Origin of the sequence: Chitinophaga dinghuensis (assembly GCF_003259435.1) — a bacterium.
Taxonomy (GTDB): domain Bacteria; phylum Bacteroidota; class Bacteroidia; order Chitinophagales; family Chitinophagaceae; genus Chitinophaga; species Chitinophaga dinghuensis.
Genome location: NZ_QLMA01000001.1, coordinates 940,884 through 956,902, shown reverse-complemented (window position 1 = coordinate 956,902; position 16,019 = coordinate 940,884). Strand labels below are relative to the sequence as shown.

The 16,019-nt window shown below is 46.1% G+C and carries 13 protein-coding genes; 3 read left to right on the top strand and 10 right to left on the bottom strand.

Annotation, left to right across the window (positions count from 1 at the left end):
* Positions 1-49 precede the first annotated feature (49 nt).
* Complete coding sequence (locus tag CLV59_RS03905) at positions 50-1,393, top strand: FGGY-family carbohydrate kinase (RefSeq protein WP_111590682.1); 1,344 nt, start codon at positions 50-52, stop codon at positions 1,391-1,393.
* A gap of 9 nt (positions 1,394-1,402) precedes the next feature.
* Here CLV59_RS03905 and CLV59_RS03900 read toward each other — a convergent pair whose 3' ends face one another.
* The 7 genes from CLV59_RS03900 to CLV59_RS03870 form a co-directional block, all read right to left on the bottom strand.
* Positions 1,403-2,101: an NUDIX hydrolase gene (locus CLV59_RS03900; protein ID WP_111590681.1), complete on the bottom strand. Its 699-nt coding sequence runs from the start codon at positions 2,099-2,101 to the stop codon at positions 1,403-1,405.
* A gap of 99 nt (positions 2,102-2,200) precedes the next feature.
* The gene (araA, locus tag CLV59_RS03895; protein ID WP_111590680.1) at positions 2,201-3,679 is read right to left on the bottom strand and encodes an L-arabinose isomerase; all 1,479 of its coding nucleotides are present in this window, start codon (positions 3,677-3,679) and stop codon (positions 2,201-2,203) included.
* 9 nt (positions 3,680-3,688) lie between these two features.
* A complete protein-coding gene (araD, locus tag CLV59_RS03890) occupies positions 3,689-4,387 on the bottom strand; it encodes an L-ribulose-5-phosphate 4-epimerase AraD (protein ID WP_111590679.1) in 699 nt (232 codons plus the stop codon).
* A gap of 5 nt (positions 4,388-4,392) precedes the next feature.
* Positions 4,393-6,066, bottom strand: a complete 1,674-nt coding sequence (locus CLV59_RS03885) for a ribulokinase (RefSeq protein ID WP_111590678.1) — start codon at positions 6,064-6,066, stop codon at positions 4,393-4,395.
* Between the two features lie 74 nt (positions 6,067-6,140).
* On the bottom strand, positions 6,141-7,685 hold the full coding sequence (locus CLV59_RS03880) for an alpha-N-arabinofuranosidase (RefSeq protein WP_111590677.1): 1,545 nt from the start codon (positions 7,683-7,685) through the stop codon (positions 6,141-6,143).
* Between the two features lie 96 nt (positions 7,686-7,781).
* The gene (locus CLV59_RS03875; RefSeq protein WP_111590676.1) at positions 7,782-8,483 is read right to left on the bottom strand and encodes a LytR/AlgR family response regulator transcription factor; all 702 of its coding nucleotides are present in this window, start codon (positions 8,481-8,483) and stop codon (positions 7,782-7,784) included.
* The gene (locus CLV59_RS03870; RefSeq protein ID WP_111590675.1) at positions 8,458-9,534 is read right to left on the bottom strand and encodes a sensor histidine kinase; all 1,077 of its coding nucleotides are present in this window, start codon (positions 9,532-9,534) and stop codon (positions 8,458-8,460) included. Before CLV59_RS03870 ends, CLV59_RS03875 begins: the two co-directional genes overlap by 26 nt.
* Before the next feature lie 219 nt (positions 9,535-9,753).
* Between CLV59_RS03870 and CLV59_RS03865 the strand changes: the two genes are divergently transcribed.
* Both CLV59_RS03865 and CLV59_RS03860 read left to right on the top strand, forming a co-directional pair.
* Positions 9,754-11,130, top strand: a complete 1,377-nt coding sequence (locus CLV59_RS03865) for a glycoside hydrolase family 47 protein (protein ID WP_111590674.1) — start codon at positions 9,754-9,756, stop codon at positions 11,128-11,130.
* A gap of 74 nt (positions 11,131-11,204) precedes the next feature.
* Entirely contained in the window at positions 11,205-12,200 is a 996-nt protein-coding gene (locus CLV59_RS03860; RefSeq protein WP_111590673.1) for a lipid A deacylase LpxR family protein, read from the top strand.
* Between the two features lie 8 nt (positions 12,201-12,208).
* Here the strand turns inward: CLV59_RS03860 and CLV59_RS03855 are convergent, their stop codons facing one another.
* From CLV59_RS03855 to CLV59_RS03845, 3 genes are all read right to left on the bottom strand, one after another.
* Positions 12,209-12,988, bottom strand: a complete 780-nt coding sequence (locus CLV59_RS03855) for a hypothetical protein (protein WP_111590672.1) — start codon at positions 12,986-12,988, stop codon at positions 12,209-12,211.
* Between the two features lie 30 nt (positions 12,989-13,018).
* The gene (locus tag CLV59_RS03850) at positions 13,019-13,789 is read right to left on the bottom strand and encodes a hypothetical protein (protein ID WP_111590671.1); all 771 of its coding nucleotides are present in this window, start codon (positions 13,787-13,789) and stop codon (positions 13,019-13,021) included.
* 83 nt (positions 13,790-13,872) lie between these two features.
* Positions 13,873-15,957, bottom strand: a complete 2,085-nt coding sequence (locus tag CLV59_RS03845; protein WP_111590670.1) for a chondroitinase-B domain-containing protein — start codon at positions 15,955-15,957, stop codon at positions 13,873-13,875.
* Positions 15,958-16,019 lie beyond the last annotated feature (62 nt).

Here is a 16,019-nt window from a genome sequence, read left to right as displayed (position 1 = left end):
AATATTAAGTTCAGCCATTCATGCGTTGGCCCCAAACTTTTTACCAGGCATGAAAAAGACACCGGTCATAGTCATCTTTGATGTTGGTAAAACCAACAAAAAACTGCTCCTCTTTGATGAGCAATACCAGCTTATTTTTGAACGTACCGCCAGATTTAACGAAACAACAGACGAAGACGGAGATCCCTGCGAAAACCTCGAAAGTCTCCGCTTATCTGTTTTTGATTCACTGCGGGAAGTCTTCAAAAAAAAGGACGTAGAAGTCAAAGCAATTAATTGCTCTACCTACGGCGCAAGCTTCGTGTATATTGATGAAGAAGGCCGCCCCCTCACCCCCCTTTACAACTATCTTAAGCAATACCCTGCTGCCCTACAACAGAACTTCTACCACCAATACGGTGGGGAAGATCTGTTGTCAGTGCAGATGTCATCTCCCGTACTCGGCAGTCTTAATTCCGGTATGCAATTGTACCGACTCAAATATGAGCAACCTGCTATTTTTCAGGCTACCCGTTATGCCCTGCACCTGCCACAGTACATGAGCTACCTGCTCACCGGCGTTCCAGCCAGCGATATTACCAGCATCGGCTGTCATACCAATCTCTGGAACTTCCAGGAAAATAAATACCATCACTGGGTATATCAGGAAGGAATATACGAAAAACTGGCGCCCATTATGCCCGCCGCCCAAGTATTACCTCCGCTGTTTCCCGGTAATACTTACCAGATCGGTACCGGTCTGCATGACAGCTCCGCCGCGCTGATACCCTATCTCGTATGCTTTCATGAGCCCTTCATTCTGTTAAGCACCGGCACCTGGTGCATCAGTCTGAATCCATTTAATCATACCCCGCTCACCGCAGCAGAACTACGACAAGATTGTCTTTGCTACATGACTTACCAGGGAAATCCGGTGAAGGCCTCCCGATTATTTGCGGGCTACGAACATGAACAACAGATGAAACGAATTGCGGCACACTTTGGGCAAGCTACTTTAAAATACCGGCACATGGAATACGATCCCACACTTCCATTGAAGCCAGCAGGTATTTTTGCAGAGAGAGACCTGCACCAGTTCTCCACCGACACAGCCGCTTATCATCAACTGTTGTTCGACCTTGCAGCACAGCAATACCAGGCTACCAGATTAGTCATGAACGATAATAGTGTGAAAAGAATTTTTGTAGATGGCGGGTTCAGTAAAAACCAGATTTACATGAATATGCTGGCCATGCTGTTTACCGGAGTAGAAGTATTTGCAGCCTCTATGGCCCAAGCCACCGCTATGGGCGCGGCCCTGGCTATTCACAATGCCTGGAATTCGAAAAATATACCCAACGGTATCATTGAGTTGAAATACTATGCCGGCGGCCTTCCCATTATGGCAGAATAAATTACTATTTTACTGACTATCACCCGGCATAAAATGCAGCGCAGCCTGTTTGCTGGCCTCATAACGCTTCCGGTCTACCTTATAATAGTAAGCCCCTTTTTTGGAACTCAGTTTATCCTTATCCGTTAGCTTCACCAACAACTTTGTAGATAATATTTTGCGGGAGAAATTCCCCTTATCAAAGGTTTGATGATACACCGATTCATATAATTGCTGCAATTGGGGAATAGTAAATTTCGCAGGCATCAGCTCCAGCAAAAGCGGGTGCAGCGCAGCTTTATAGCGCAATACCTCTTTCGCTTTATCCACCATCTGCTGATGATCAAATATAAGCGCAGGATGATGATTTATTGGAAACCAGACCGCATGAAAATCTTCATGCAATTGTTGCTTGAGTTTTTGAATATCAATCAGAGCCGTATAAGCTACAGACACTGTACGCTCCACGGTATCTCGGTGTGGGGCAGAGAAGGTATGCAACTGCTCCATATATACGCCATCCAGCCCACTTAGTTTACTCAGGATTCGGGCTGCTGCGGTATCGGCACTTTCATCTGCATTTACAAAACCTCCCACCAGGCTCCACTCTCCCTTGCGAGGTTCAAAACCGCGCTGAATCAGTAACAGCTTCAGTTCCTGGCCATCGAAACCAAATATGATACAATCTACCGCCAGGAGCATTCTGGACTGCTTGGAATATTTTTTCATAACTGCGTCTAACAGGAAACAGATTCCCCGTTGCACAAATATAGTGATTTGTGCACGGGGAGAATGATAAAAGACAAAGAGTGGGTGATGTATCCTTAGCTACCTATAGCTGGCTTCATTCCAGCGAATTTCATTTTTAAAATGACGCAGGTCTGTATGTTCATCAATCAGTAACATTTCGATGCCCGCTATATCTGCGAAATCCTGCAACTGCATAGCGCTTACATTCTGGCTATAACAAGTATGATGCGCTCCTCCAGCCAATATCCAGGCAGTACAAGCGATAGACATATCCGGCAATGGTTTCCAAAGGACACGGGCAACAGGCAACTTCGGAAGCGGTTTCGGCGGGATAACGGCAGTTACTTCGTTAACGACTAAACGAAATCTATTTCCCATGTCTACCAGGGAGGCATTGAGGGCATCACCCAGCGCCACATCAAATATTAATCGCACCGGATCAGCCTTTCCTCCTATTCCCAATGGATGCTTCTCACAGGAAGGTTTTCCTGCTGCAATGGAGGCACAAATTTCCAACATATGCGCGCCCAGCACCATATTATTTCCCGGAGCCAAGTGATAAGTATAATCTTCCATGAATGAATTACCACCAGGCAGGCCATGTCCCATGACTTTCATCGCGCGTACGAGGGCGGCCGTTTTCCAATCACCTTCCCCTGCAAATCCATAACCTGCCTGCATAAGGCGCTGTACGGCAATACCCGGCAATTGCTGCAATCCATGCAGATCTTCGAAGGTATCAGAGAAGCCCTTGTAATTTCCAGCCTCCAGGAAATATTTCATTCCCAGCTCAATTCTGGCAGCCTCCCGCAAGGCATTATCCAATAACAGATTTCCGGAAATCGTATAGGCGTCCGCGTATTCCTGCACCAATTTATCCGCCTCATCATCTGTTATTTCATTTACTACACGAACAAGATCACCAATACCGTGGGTATTGCAAGAGAAGCCAAATTTAGACTCCGCTTCCACCTTATCTCCCTCTGTAACCGCCACATACCGCATATTATCCCCGAATCGAACATATCTGGCGCCTTGCCAATCATGCCACCCGGCTGCAACCCTCGCCCATGCGCCCAACTCTCCTATTACTGCTTCATCCTGCCAATGACCCACAATTACTTTTCTGTTCATTCGCATACGACTCACCATAAAACCAAATTCACGGTCGCCATGTGCGCTTTGATTCAGGTTCATAAAATCCATATCAATATCCTGCCAGGGAATATCCTGGTTATATTGTGTATGCAGATGACATAATGGTTTGGATAAAACTTTCAACCCCTGAATCCACATTTTAGCAGGTGAAAACGTATGCATCCAGGTGATCACGCCGATACATGCCGGAGAGGCAGTGGCTTCTCTGCAAACGTTATATATTTCTTCCGGAGTGGTTACAACAGGTTTATATATCACTGTAACGGGTATACGAAAATTAGCGTTCAGGGCAGCAGCTATTTCCATGCTATGCGCTGCTACCTGTTTTAAAGTTTCTTCTCCATACAGATGCTGACTACCAGTTATAAACCATAGTTCCAGCGATTTCAGGTTGATCATAAAAAGTTTTTATTGGCCGTAGTACGACTGCGGGCCATGTTTACGTTCATAGTGTTTGCGAATGAGAGACTCTTTCAGTCGGCCTACCGTTCCATTTATCGATTCTGTCAAATGCGCCATATGTGCGATGTTCTCTAGTACCGCGCTGTTATACACCGCCTGGGCGGGAGTAGCGCCCCAGGTGAAAGGGCCATGATTACCTATCAGGATCATTTCAATTTCCTGATGGCTCAACCCTCTTGCAGTGAGCGTATTCAAAATCTGATAACCGGTTTGCAGTTCATAGTCCCCAGATATCATCTCATCCGACATAGGGGATGCACAGGGAATGTCTACGGTGTTATGATCAGCATGGGTAGTGCCGTATACGGGAATATCGCGCAGACTTTGTGCCCATGCCGTTGCGTAGGTAGAATGCGTATGCGCGATACCGCATATGTCTTCCCAATGCTTATACAGTACGGCATGCGTCAAAGTATCAGAAGAAGGCCGCAGGGCGCCATCCACTGTTTTTCCGTCAAAGTCCACCACGACCATTTTAGCGGGAGATAATTCCTGGTAGGGAATGCCGCTGGGCTTAATGGCAAACAGTCCTTTACTGCGATCTGCAGCGCTCACATTACCAAATGTGAACAACACCAGGCCCAGCGCCGGTAATTGCATATTGGCTTCATATGCCGCCTCACGGATGGTTTGATAAACCTGCATGATATTTAGTTGATGGTTAGTGTAGCGGTGAATTCTCCCAGAGATTTATACTTTTCGTAGCGTGTTTCGTATAGGGAGACACGTGATACATCGGGCTGATAAACGTTGTCGAATCCTTGTCCCATAGCCTCCATCGCATCTTCCACGCGCGTATATAATCCTGCGGCAGTGGCGGCAAACATAGCAGCCCCCAGTGCGCAGGTTTGTTCAGAACGATGTATGCGGATAGGCATATTCATGGTATCTGCCATCAGTTGCATGATGAACGCTGATTTTTTGGCAACACCGCCAATCCCTATCAAACCTTTTACCGGCATGCCTTCTCTTTCAAATCGCTCTACGATAGCCCGGGCTCCAAAACAGGTAGCTTCTGCTATGGCCCGGAAAAGTCGCGGTGCATCAGAAGCCAGATGTAACCCGGTAAGCGTGCCTTTAAGGGCCTGATTGGCATCGGGAGTACGTCGACCATTCAGCCAGTCTATTCCTAGTTCGCTGTGTTCATCGGGAAGAATAAGAGCGGCTTGTCTGGATAATTCCTGTAGTATCCGCTGCTGGGCATCATCCCGAACTTTAGCTGCTATGGCTGGTTCCAGGAAGGCGGTAGCTGGAATGAGCTGTTGCAATGGCCAGGCAAGGAGATTACTCAGCCAGGCATAACAATCTCCAAAAGCCGACTGTCCGGCTTCCATGCCCATCATTCCGGGAATAACAGAACCTGGCACCTGGCCGCAAATCCCACGCACAAGACGTCCCTTCATATCCTCCATTGGGGCTACCAGCATGTCGCAGGTAGAAGTACCCATGACTTTACTGAGATGATAGGGCGCTATTTGTCCGCCAACGGCGCCCATATGGGCATCAAATGCTCCTACTCCAACGATAACGGCTGTATGAAGTCCCAGTCGCTCTGCCCATTCCGCCGAGAGGTTCCCTGCGGGATCGGCAGCGGTATAAACTTTATCAAAGAGCCGTGATCTGAAACCGCCTAACAGCGGATCAATGGCGGTGAAAAATTCTTCTGGTGGTAATCCGCCAAACTCCTCGGCATATAATGCCTTATGTCCTGCGCCGCAGATCCCTCTGCGCATGGTGCGTACATCCCGACCTCCTGTAAGCAGAAAGGGAATCCAGTCACAATGTTCTACCCAGGACCAGGTTGCGGCGCTCACCTTTTCGTCTGTACGAAGCAGATGCAATAGCTTAGACCAGAACCATTCAGAAGAATATATCCCTCCTACGAATTGCAGGTAATCGACCGGAAAGCGGGCCGCCGCATGATTGATAATGGCAGCTTCCGGGATGGCAGTATGATCTTTCCACAAGACAAACATGGCATTGGGATTATCTTTAAATGCGGGCAGCAATGCCAGCGGAGTCCCTGATTCGTCTACTGCTACCGGCGTAGAGCCGGTGGTATCCACTGAGATGGCCGCTATACCGGATGCTACCGCCGGTCCGGCTATGCGAAGGCACTGCCGTATACCACTTTCCATGCTTTCGATATAATCCAGCGGATGCTGCCGAAACTGATTCACCGCGGGATTACAGTACAACCCTTGCTGCCAGCGGGGGTAGTGCACTACAGTGGTAGCTATTTCCTGGCCGTTTCTGCTATCTACAATCACCGACCTCACAGAATCGGTTCCAAAATCCACCCCTATTACATAAACACCCATCATATTAATTGTAATATTGACAATTATAAAAATGGTTATAAAAAAGGGGAATACGACCTCAGGTATTCCCGGTAAAATTATTGCAAGGTAAGTACCACCACAGCATAAGGCGGAATCTTTACCGTGAGGTTGCCATTCCGGATAGCTGCGCCATTAAAGGCTACTGGCTTGATTTTATCCGGTTGGGAAAAACTGTTATAGTCTTGCAGTTTGGCGGAGGTAAGGAGACGGCCGTTTACCGACTTAAAACTCCCCTGCGTATTCACAGTAATATCCTGGGCTTTGCTGGCATCGATATTCACCAGCGTGATATGGGTAACGCCTGCCTTGTCTTTGGATGCAGACACGGATACCGCAGGCAGTTTTTCCTTACCCAGCGTATAGTCGTTGCTGTGAATGGCTATGGGAATAAGGGTCGCATCCTGATGCACGTTGTACATCTCCATTACATGATAGGTAGGCGTGAGGATCATGGTATCTCCATGGGTGAGGATGACGGATTGCAATACATTGATGGCCTGGGCCAGGTTGGCCATACGTACTCTGTCTGCATGATTATTGAAAATATTCAGCGTAGCTCCCGCCAGTACTGCATCGCGCATGGTATTCTGCTGGAAGAGGAAACCCGGATTGGTACCGGATGCTACATCATACCAACCGCCCCATTCGTCTACCACCAGGGCTACTTTCTTCTGGGGATCATACTTATCCATGATGGCGCTGTGTTTATGAATCAGGCTGTCCATGAATAAACCGGATTGCATGGTCTGAAAATACTGGCGCTCACTGAAGTTCACTGCATCTCCCTTCTGATTCCAACTAATCACAGCATAATGATGCAAGGCCACGCCTTCCAGTAAGTTTTTAGGAATGTTCTTCATCAGTACTTCCGTCCAGTTGTAATCGGAGGAATTGGCGCCGGAAGCAATGCGGAAGAGATGTTCATTTTTCCAGTTGCTATGCATGAAGGTGGCATACTTGCGGTAAATGTCTGCATAGTACTCCGGCCGCATATTGCCTCCACAGCCCCAGGCTTCATTCCCTACGCCCCAGAAACGCACTTTCCAGGGATTATTCCTGCCATGCTGCACCCGAAGGTCCGACATCGGACTTTTCCCCTCAAAATTGACATACTGTACCCAATCTGATAGCTCCTGTACGGTGCCACTACCAACATTTCCTGCCAGGTAGGGCTCTGTGCCTAACTCCTCGCACATGTTAAGAAAGTCGTGGGTGCCAAAGCTGTTGTCTTCCGTAACATTTCCCCACCACGTGTTCACAATCGCCGGACGTCCTGCCTTCGGGCCTATCCCATCTTTCCAGTGATAGGTATCTGCAAAACAGCCGCCAGGCCAGCGCAAATTAGGTATCTTCAATTTACGCAATGCGGCTATCACATCCTGCCTGACGCCTTTGGTATTGGGTATATGACTCGTGTCTCCCACGTAAAAACCGCCATAGATACAGTTTCCCAGATGTTCCGCAAAATGGCCGTAAATATTTCGATTAATAACGGGTCCGGTGGTGTCTTTCAGAAAGCTAACAGTATTCTGTGCATTAACGGCCTGCCAGGATAGCAGCAAACCCATTATGCCCAGACGGATATAACAATACTTTTTCATAACGAGGATTTAGTTTTCATAACGGGGAGGTATACCTCCTATCCTCAAAAAAACAAATTAATTGTCAAACTTACAATTATTATCAGGAATTATTTTTCATCTTTCTCCGGACTCGCTCAGTCCCATGACTTTATAGAAACCGGATTTATACGTTTCACTCAATGGCAGGAATTTATCTCCAATTTTTACCTGGCCTTTCTCAATAAATTCCACCTTTTCTACATTGACCATCCAGGATTTATGTATACGGCAGATCTTCGTAGCGTCCAGCATCTGCTCCAGTTCAATGAAAGACTGCAAAGTGAGAATTTTCTCTTTAGCAGTATAAATACAGCGATATTCCCGCATTCCTTCTATATACAGTACATCCTGGTAGCATACTTTCTGGGTACGCCATGAATGCTGAATCATAAAGAAATTTCTTTCCGTACGTGCGGCAACGTTATCCCTGACAGCTACCTTATCCACTGCCTGTAGGAAACGGGGAAAGTCAAAAGGCTTCAGCAGATAGTCCACCACATTCAGTTCATATCCCTTCAATGCATATTTCTCAAAAGCAGAGGTGATAATCACTGCCGGCCGCTGTTGTAGCGACTGTAACAATTCTATGCCTGTCAGTCCTTCCATTTCAATATCCAGAAAAATAAGATCTGTTTTATGTTCTTTCAGATATTGCAAGGCATCCATACTACTGTAGAAAGTCCCTGCCAGTTTCAGGTAAGGGACTTTCGCAACAAACCCAGCGGTCTTTTCCAGGGACAACGGTTCATCTTCAATGATGATACATTCCAACTGCATCGAGTTCAATTTTTAAGTACACGTGATAACTATTTCCTTTCACTGCGGTATGCATGCTATATCTTCCGGGATACATCAGTTCCAGTCGTTGTGTTACCAGCCCTAATCCAAGTCCGCCTTCATCTGCAGACGGCTTTTCAGGTTGAAAAAGATTGATACAATTGAAGATAATCTTGTTTCCTTCCATCGCGAAATTTAGCGTGATGGCGTCATTGGTAAGTTTGGTAGACACATGCTTGAAAGCGTTCTCAATGATAGGGATAAAGATCATAGGCGTAATCAACCAGGAATTAGTATCTCCTGTAACATGCATACGTACGAAGTCCTGGTTCACTGAGCGAATACGTTGCAGATTTACATACTCTTCAATATAACTAAGTTCCACTCCCAGCGGCACACTGTCGGCACTGGACTCATACAACATAAACCGCAGAATACCGGAGAGTTTATTAAGATACAGAGAGGCTCTTTCCGGTTCCCTGGTTATCAATGCATCAATGTTATTGATGGTGTTAAAGAGAAAATGCGGGCTCGTTCTGGCCTGTAGCAGTTCTTTCTCCATCACGGCATTGTTGCGCTGCAGTTCCAGCATGCGATGTTTGGCCTTATTCCATTGTTGTATAGTGGCAGATAACATTCCCAGTATGGCGGAAGGAAAGATAGTAACATAACCACAAAGCAACAGATAACCTCCAATAAATGCAATAGGCCAGGAGATGCAATACATGACGACCAAAATCAGAATAGGATAAATGCCCAGAAAAGCAAGGGCAATTATGTTTTTTGCACTCCATCTGGCATTTCGGTCTGCCAGCACCAATTTTTCTACTGTAAAGAAGGTACGAATACCCACCATTAATATGATCAGACTGGTCACGAAATTATTCTGGAGGATAGTGCCATAGGAGTCCATGAAACGTTCCTGTAAAAAGGGAGTGGTACGCTGGGATATCCATACGAGGAATGCGAAAATGAAAGGCAGCGGTATCCAGTATAATCGCCGGAGAATGGTGCCGGGCAAGTCCTTCTTTAATATCATTGTGATGTTCATACTAAAAATGTTTTGTTCCTCCCAAAACTACCGTCAGTCAAGGTAAACGTTTGCAGTGAATTCACCAATCACCCTCATTCATCCCTCAAGTCCTAAAGTTACACTACAAGGTAAATATTGCCTGGCTTATTCGGATAATCGTCTAATGTCTTTTTACCATAATATTTCCTACCTTCCCTATCAGAGCGTTCTGCATTCCCCTTTAAAGTATACCGTATCATGAAGCGAATCATCCTGACATTCCTTACAAGCTGGTTGCTGGTATTAACCGCTACCGCGCAAACGATTGCTCCCACAGCAGAAGATGTAAAGAATGAATTCGTCAGATCCTGGGAAGCTTACCGTACCTATGCCTGGGGGCATGACGTACTGGAACCGCTTACTAAAACCGCATCAGATTGGTATAAGGAATCCCTTCATATTTCCCCTATAGATGCCTATAGCACTATGCGGGTCATGCATCTGAACAAATATGCAGCGGAAGTGGAACAGTATATCAAAGACAGTGTGAGCTTTGATAAAGATATCTATGTTAAAACCTTTGAGGTCAATATACGCGTACTGGGCGGTCTGCTCTGTATGTATGAATATACCCGCGATCCGCGCATCCTGGAAAAGACAAAAGATTTTGGCGACCGGCTATTACAGGCGTTTAAGTCGCGCACCGGTATCCCCTACTATTGGGTCAACCTGAAAACAGGGGCTGTAAAGGGATACAAGGTGAATACTGCGGAAGCCGGTTCCTATATATTCGAAATGGGTATTCTCAGCTATTATACAAAAGACCCCAAATACTACCAGGCCGCAAAAAAAGCGAACCTCTACCTCTGGAGTAAGCGTTCTGCATTGGATCTTGTGGGAGAAGAAATCAACAATGAAACGGGGGAATGGGTCAACCGCAACAGTTTCATTGGGGCTGGCGTCGACTCCTATTATGAATACCTCCTGAAAACCTGGTTGCTGTTTAAAGATCCCGATCTGAAACCTATCTGGGACAGAAGTCTTACCGCTATCAACCGATACATTCCGGATCATACGTCCACCGGTGTCTGGTATGGGCGTGTCAATATGGATACCGGAGAACGTACATCCACCACCGTTACCCTCTACGACGCTTTCTGGGCAGGACTCTTATGCCTTGCCGGAGATACCGCCAGGGCTGCCGTTTTCCAGGATACATGGAATGGCTTGTGGAATAAATACGGATTAGAGCCCATGGAATACGATTATAGAAAAGGGATTCCTTTTAATCCGAGTTATGATCTCAACCCGGAGATCATCGAATCTACCTGGTATCTCCACTATTTCACGGACGATGCCAAATATCTCGCCAGGGGACAGCAATATTATCAGGACATGATAAAATACTGCAAGACAGATATTGCCTTTACTGCTATCGCTGACGTACGTACGAAAAAACAGCGTAACGAACTCCCTACTTTCTTCTTTGCTGAAACGATGAAGTACTACTATCTGCTGTTTGGCGGCAATGATGGCGTTAATCCGGATAAATATGTCTTCAATACAGAAGCGCATCCATTCCGCAAATCTGGGTTCCGGCCAGCGGAAGTAAAAAAGCGCCTGGGATTAAATTGAAAGCCTTAACTATATATCTTTGCTCCTGGACGCCCTTTTGAGCAAATCATTTAACTCTTCTAACGGCGGATGGCATGAAGTTAATTATACAATGTTGCCTGATACTGGGATTGACATTTCCCGCAATGGCACAGGAAAAGCAGGAATATAAACGAATGTTCAGATTGTATGAAGATAACGACTTCATCAACGTCATACATTTCAATAACGACCAGGCCTATACGAATGGCACCCGATTCGATCTGTTTTATCTGAAAGATAAACCTAGTCGCTCTATACTGGATACCTGGATGCCCAAAGCCGGCCCTAATGCAGTGAATACCTATGGTTATAGTTTCATGCAGGTAATGTTCACACCAACCTACCTGACATGGCCGGTCCCTGATCCGGCCGACTATTACTACTCCGGAGGGTTGTATCTCACCCATTCTCTTCATTCTTCCAATCCTGTAAAGAAATATAACCTGCAAACGGAACTGGTGATGGGAGTAATGGGCCCTCCCGCCCTGGCAAAGGAAATGCAGACGCTGCTACATCATATTCTGGACTATCGTAAGCCCGCAGGTTGGGGCTACCAGTTAAAAACTGACGTGCTGATCAATCTGAATTTTATTGTGGAAAAGGAAATTCTTGATTTGGGGCCTCACATGCAGATCAGTGGAGGCGCACAGGGTTTCCTGGGTACTATGATTGATGGGCTCGCGCTTTATTCCAATATCCGTATTGGTTGGATGAAGCCCTATTATGATGGTTTCTTTCAACAGTATAGTAACGGCAGACACGATCACAAGCCATGGCAATTGTACACTACCATCCGCCCCAGCCTGGCGGCCAATTTCCATAACTCCCTGGTAGACGGCGGCGTATTCACTTCTGTGCCCTATCCGGCAGAACAGGCAGAAAACCTTCGCCCCTATTCCCGTAAAAAAGTACTCCCGCATCTGGATATTGCACTAACGGGAACCTATAAACGTTGGGGATTCTCTCTCGGCCAGAAGACCACCAATCCAATTGTGAACGGATTATCCAATAATGAGACAGGAAACTTTAGTGTGTCTTACAGTTGGTAGAATGTCTATTAAAAGTAAAGCTGCGGATCATAGCCACGAAAAGGTACGTTGAATAGCTGACACCATTCCTCTATTACCAATGGCGTTTCCCGGGGATTCGTTGTTACGGATTGAATATAGGCTTGTTGTTCCGGAGTCAGTATCAGCACGGCCAAACTATTACCGCTACAATATGGATATAATCTTTCCGTTACTTCCTGCAACTCTAATTCCCTGTTTATTATCAGGATAAACTTAAGTCCGTAAAGATCCCAATGGGAGTAACCAGGGGCTGTTTCTTTACGAAAATCGGAGGAATATACATGATCGTTGACGTAGTAATATGCTACCCCCTCTCCTGGCGAATCGCCCACCCATTCTATACGATAATTAATTTGTACTCCAAGTCGCTCAAAGCTGGGTCGCATATCTTTCATCTGGTCATCAAAACCGCCTTCAATTAAATTTTCTCCATCTACCACATACCAACGCTTGTCTAGCTGCTGCTCTTCCCAAATAATCTCCGCATTAAAACAGTTTTCATTAAAGCCCATTATGTAAAACAGCTTTAATAAATTCACCTTACCTGGATCTGTTAACCGGAAATACCCCATTCTATCCAGGCTCGCGACAACACTCACCGCCTTGGGCAAATCAATATTGGCAATATCGTTGTACCAATATTCCGGCATTTCCCTGTAAAAATAGGTCAGGTAATCTTCCAGATACTGCAACCGATCATCCTCCAGATCCTGGAATTGTCCGAGGTGGCGTATCTCCTGTATAAATGCGTTATAGGATAGTTTCATAGGTCTTATTAATCAGTAGGAAATTCTGTCTTACCCCAGATATAATTCCGGATCATCTCCCCAATACGGTACGTCAAATTCTTTACACCACTCTTCTATAGTCAGTGGTTTATTCTGTACATCAGGAATCAGGCTCCCTACCATCTGCTGCTGCTCCGGCGTTAATATCATTACGGCGCCATCGGTACCTAAAGATATGGGATATAGTCTTTCCGGATACTGTTGCAATTCCAATTCCTTGTTAACGATAAGGATACTTTTAAGCGCTGCATGTGCAAAAATATGTGGATGCTTTTCTGCGTCCAAGTTGAAAGTAAATGGCTTTCCATTCACAAACATGCGATAAGCGTATTTCCCAGGAGCATATGCTTCGTATCGTTCCTCATAATCCAACTCCACGCCCATACTGTCTGTGGCTAATCTCAGATTGGTCAGGAAAAATTCAAATCCCCCTGTTTCACAGAGATATTCCGCATCGAGGAAGACAAACCGTTGATCCAGGAAAAGAATAGATTCAGGGCCATAAAGGCTGTCATTATACAATCCGTCTTCATTGAACCAGACAATATGATATAAGTGAATCAGATCTTTCATGTCTGTAGCCGCATATCTGAAATACCCCGCTTTATCCAGGTCTGAAAGGGCTTTCACTGCTCGTGGTAAATCCAGGCATGATACAGTATCTTCCCAGTAATCTTCATACCCTTCCATGTCAAATAGCTCTTCCAGCTGCTGCTCTAACTGCGGAACATCTGCGTTAGGCAGTCCTCCCAGTTGCTGGACGCTATTTATAAAATCCATAAACGTTAAACTCATGGCGCTAAGCTACCAAAAAAATAGGGCCGACCATTCGGTCAGCCCTGGAAGTTATGTTCAGTATATGTTTACAGGCGGCTAATCTTTTTGCTGGTAATTTGTCCGTTACAGTTCAGTTGCAACAGATAAGTACTTCCACTCAGGTTTTCGAGCGGGAGTGCATAAGTATGTTTACCGGAAGACAACCGTCCGGCAGCTATGTTTTTAATCACTTTGCCAGAGAGATCGTACAGTACCAGCGACACTACAGTAGGCTGTTTCAGTTCAAAGGTAGCTGTAGCCTGGGAACCGGCAGGATTTGGATATACATCCAGTACCATTTCGGTAGCTGGCGCTGTTTTGGCAGCCGCTAATGTACTGCTGGTAAGGATTTGCACCTCAGTATAACTGTTCCATAAGTTCAGGCTGTTGCCATGGCCTACAATTCGTACATACCTTGCCGTTACAGGGGTGGCGAGATTGAATGTCTCGAATGCGGTGGTGGTACCGGAACTTACCAGGCCTGCTGCGGCGGTAGACAAGTTACTGGTATCATAACCCACTTTTATATCGAAGGTCGATTTACGTTGGTTTCCGCTTAAGAAAGCGATTTTCACACCTGTGACCTTCATGGTGTCACCTAAACAAAACTGTATCCATTGACCGTCTCCACTGGCAGACCAACGGGTGTTAAAGTCGCCGTCCAATACATTCGCCGGCACATTTCCGTCATCGGCGCTGGCTATCACGGGCTGGCAATCTACCGGGTCTGCGCCATTTACTCCTACCATAGCGGGTTGTAATAAACGGGCAATGACAGGAGCGGCAGACACCTCGTCTGCACCTACATCCAGCGTACCAGAACGAGGCTGTCCATCCATATCTGCTACAATACCAGTATAAGTACCCACAGCGGCATCTATAGCAGGACTACCGCTTTGCAAGTGGAAAGATCCTGTGGCATCCCTTGCCAGTTGCGGGTTTACAGTAATATAACTAGCAGAAGGCAGCGCGCCGGCCCCATTGGTATTATAGATGATGTTGCCTGTCCAGGTAGCATTTGTATAAGGTCCTGCAATAGAAGCTGCCGGCCCACCGCCCTGGATAATGTTATTGGCGAAAGTGGTATAAGTAGCGCCTAATCCTCCGGATCTACCGGATTGCACATAATTGGTGGTATTATTCACCAGGGTGTTGAATGCAATGAGACACCGATCTGGCCGGTCATGCACGGTTAATGCATCACCGTTTGCTACCTCTCCATCGCCATTTCCAATGTTGATGGCAGGATTGCAGTTTTCAAAATGATTGCTGAATATTTTATGATCGTCTCCGAAGATGCGGATACCTGGTGTGTTGATGAAGTAGTTACCATATACCACATCGAAATTTCCGTGACGCAGGGTAAACTGCGCAGCACAATTTCGGATAGTATTGTAACGTATAGTTACTGCGGATGCCTTTACAGAAAGCAGTTCATTCTCTCCTGCACAATTCTCAAATAAATTATATTCAAACACACTATTAGAGGAAGACAGACTGTAACCACTGAGGCCGAACTGCACAGTTTCAGCGCCATTGTCCGTTTGAGGCGCCTGGTCATAAAAATAGTTGTGATGGATATGCAGTCGCTGCGCGATCTGACTGCCACTGCCTCTCACAGCAATAAATCTGCCCATGGCATTTTTATGCTGAAAAGTATTGTAATCTACCTCGTGGTCATTTCCATTCAACAGTAAATTTTCACCAGCGCCAGGTGTTTGAAACACATTGCGGGTCCAACGGCAAAAACTGGTGCCGCTGGCCATGGTAGCGAGACTGGCATTAAAAGTAAACTTGAACCCTTTGATGATAATGTACTTCGCAGAGCCGGTGAGCGTCACGCCGGCAGTACCGGTAATCTCCACGCCTCCGATGGTCTGCGCCTGAATAGTAATCGGCTGCGTAGCAGTACCCTGCTTATTGATGTTGATAGCAGTAGTAGCCGTATACACGCCATTGGCCAAAATAATCACATCTCCCGCTACAGCATTGTTAATAGCCGTTTGTAATGCCGATAAGGAAGAAACATTTACAGTAGCAGCCTGTAGTTGCCCTACCGTTAAGATACCTAATAATAAAAGCAATAGCTTGTGGTGAAGCTTAGATAAAAGTGGGTAAAAAACAAATCTCATACTGAGGTGGGTTTTGCGGTTTTAAATACGGTAAATCATCTGATTAACAATGCCTTCCCTGC

Coding starts and splice junctions, on each gene's coding strand:
- CLV59_RS03860 (WP_111590673.1), top strand. CDS start 11,205: ATGAAGTTAATTATACAATGTTGCCTGATACTGGGATTGACATTTCCC.
- CLV59_RS03885 (WP_111590678.1), bottom strand. CDS start 6,066: ATGATGGGTGTTTATGTAATAGGGGTGGATTTTGGAACCGATTCTGTG.
- CLV59_RS03900 (WP_111590681.1), bottom strand. CDS start 2,101: ATGAAAAAATATTCCAAGCAGTCCAGAATGCTCCTGGCGGTAGATTGT.
- CLV59_RS03880 (WP_111590677.1), bottom strand. CDS start 7,685: ATGAAAAAGTATTGTTATATCCGTCTGGGCATAATGGGTTTGCTGCTA.
- CLV59_RS03865 (WP_111590674.1), top strand. CDS start 9,754: ATGAAGCGAATCATCCTGACATTCCTTACAAGCTGGTTGCTGGTATTA.
- CLV59_RS03870 (WP_111590675.1), bottom strand. CDS start 9,534: ATGAACATCACAATGATATTAAAGAAGGACTTGCCCGGCACCATTCTC.
- araA (WP_111590680.1), bottom strand. CDS start 3,679: ATGATCAACCTGAAATCGCTGGAACTATGGTTTATAACTGGTAGTCAG.
- CLV59_RS03845 (WP_111590670.1), bottom strand. CDS start 15,957: ATGAGATTTGTTTTTTACCCACTTTTATCTAAGCTTCACCACAAGCTA.
- CLV59_RS03875 (WP_111590676.1), bottom strand. CDS start 8,483: ATGCAGTTGGAATGTATCATCATTGAAGATGAACCGTTGTCCCTGGAA.
- CLV59_RS03855 (WP_111590672.1), bottom strand. CDS start 12,988: ATGAAACTATCCTATAACGCATTTATACAGGAGATACGCCACCTCGGA.
- CLV59_RS03850 (WP_111590671.1), bottom strand. CDS start 13,789: ATGGATTTTATAAATAGCGTCCAGCAACTGGGAGGACTGCCTAACGCA.
- araD (WP_111590679.1), bottom strand. CDS start 4,387: ATGCAGGTTTATCAAACCATCCGTGAGGCGGCATATGAAGCCAATATG.
- CLV59_RS03905 (WP_111590682.1), top strand. CDS start 50: ATGAAAAAGACACCGGTCATAGTCATCTTTGATGTTGGTAAAACCAAC.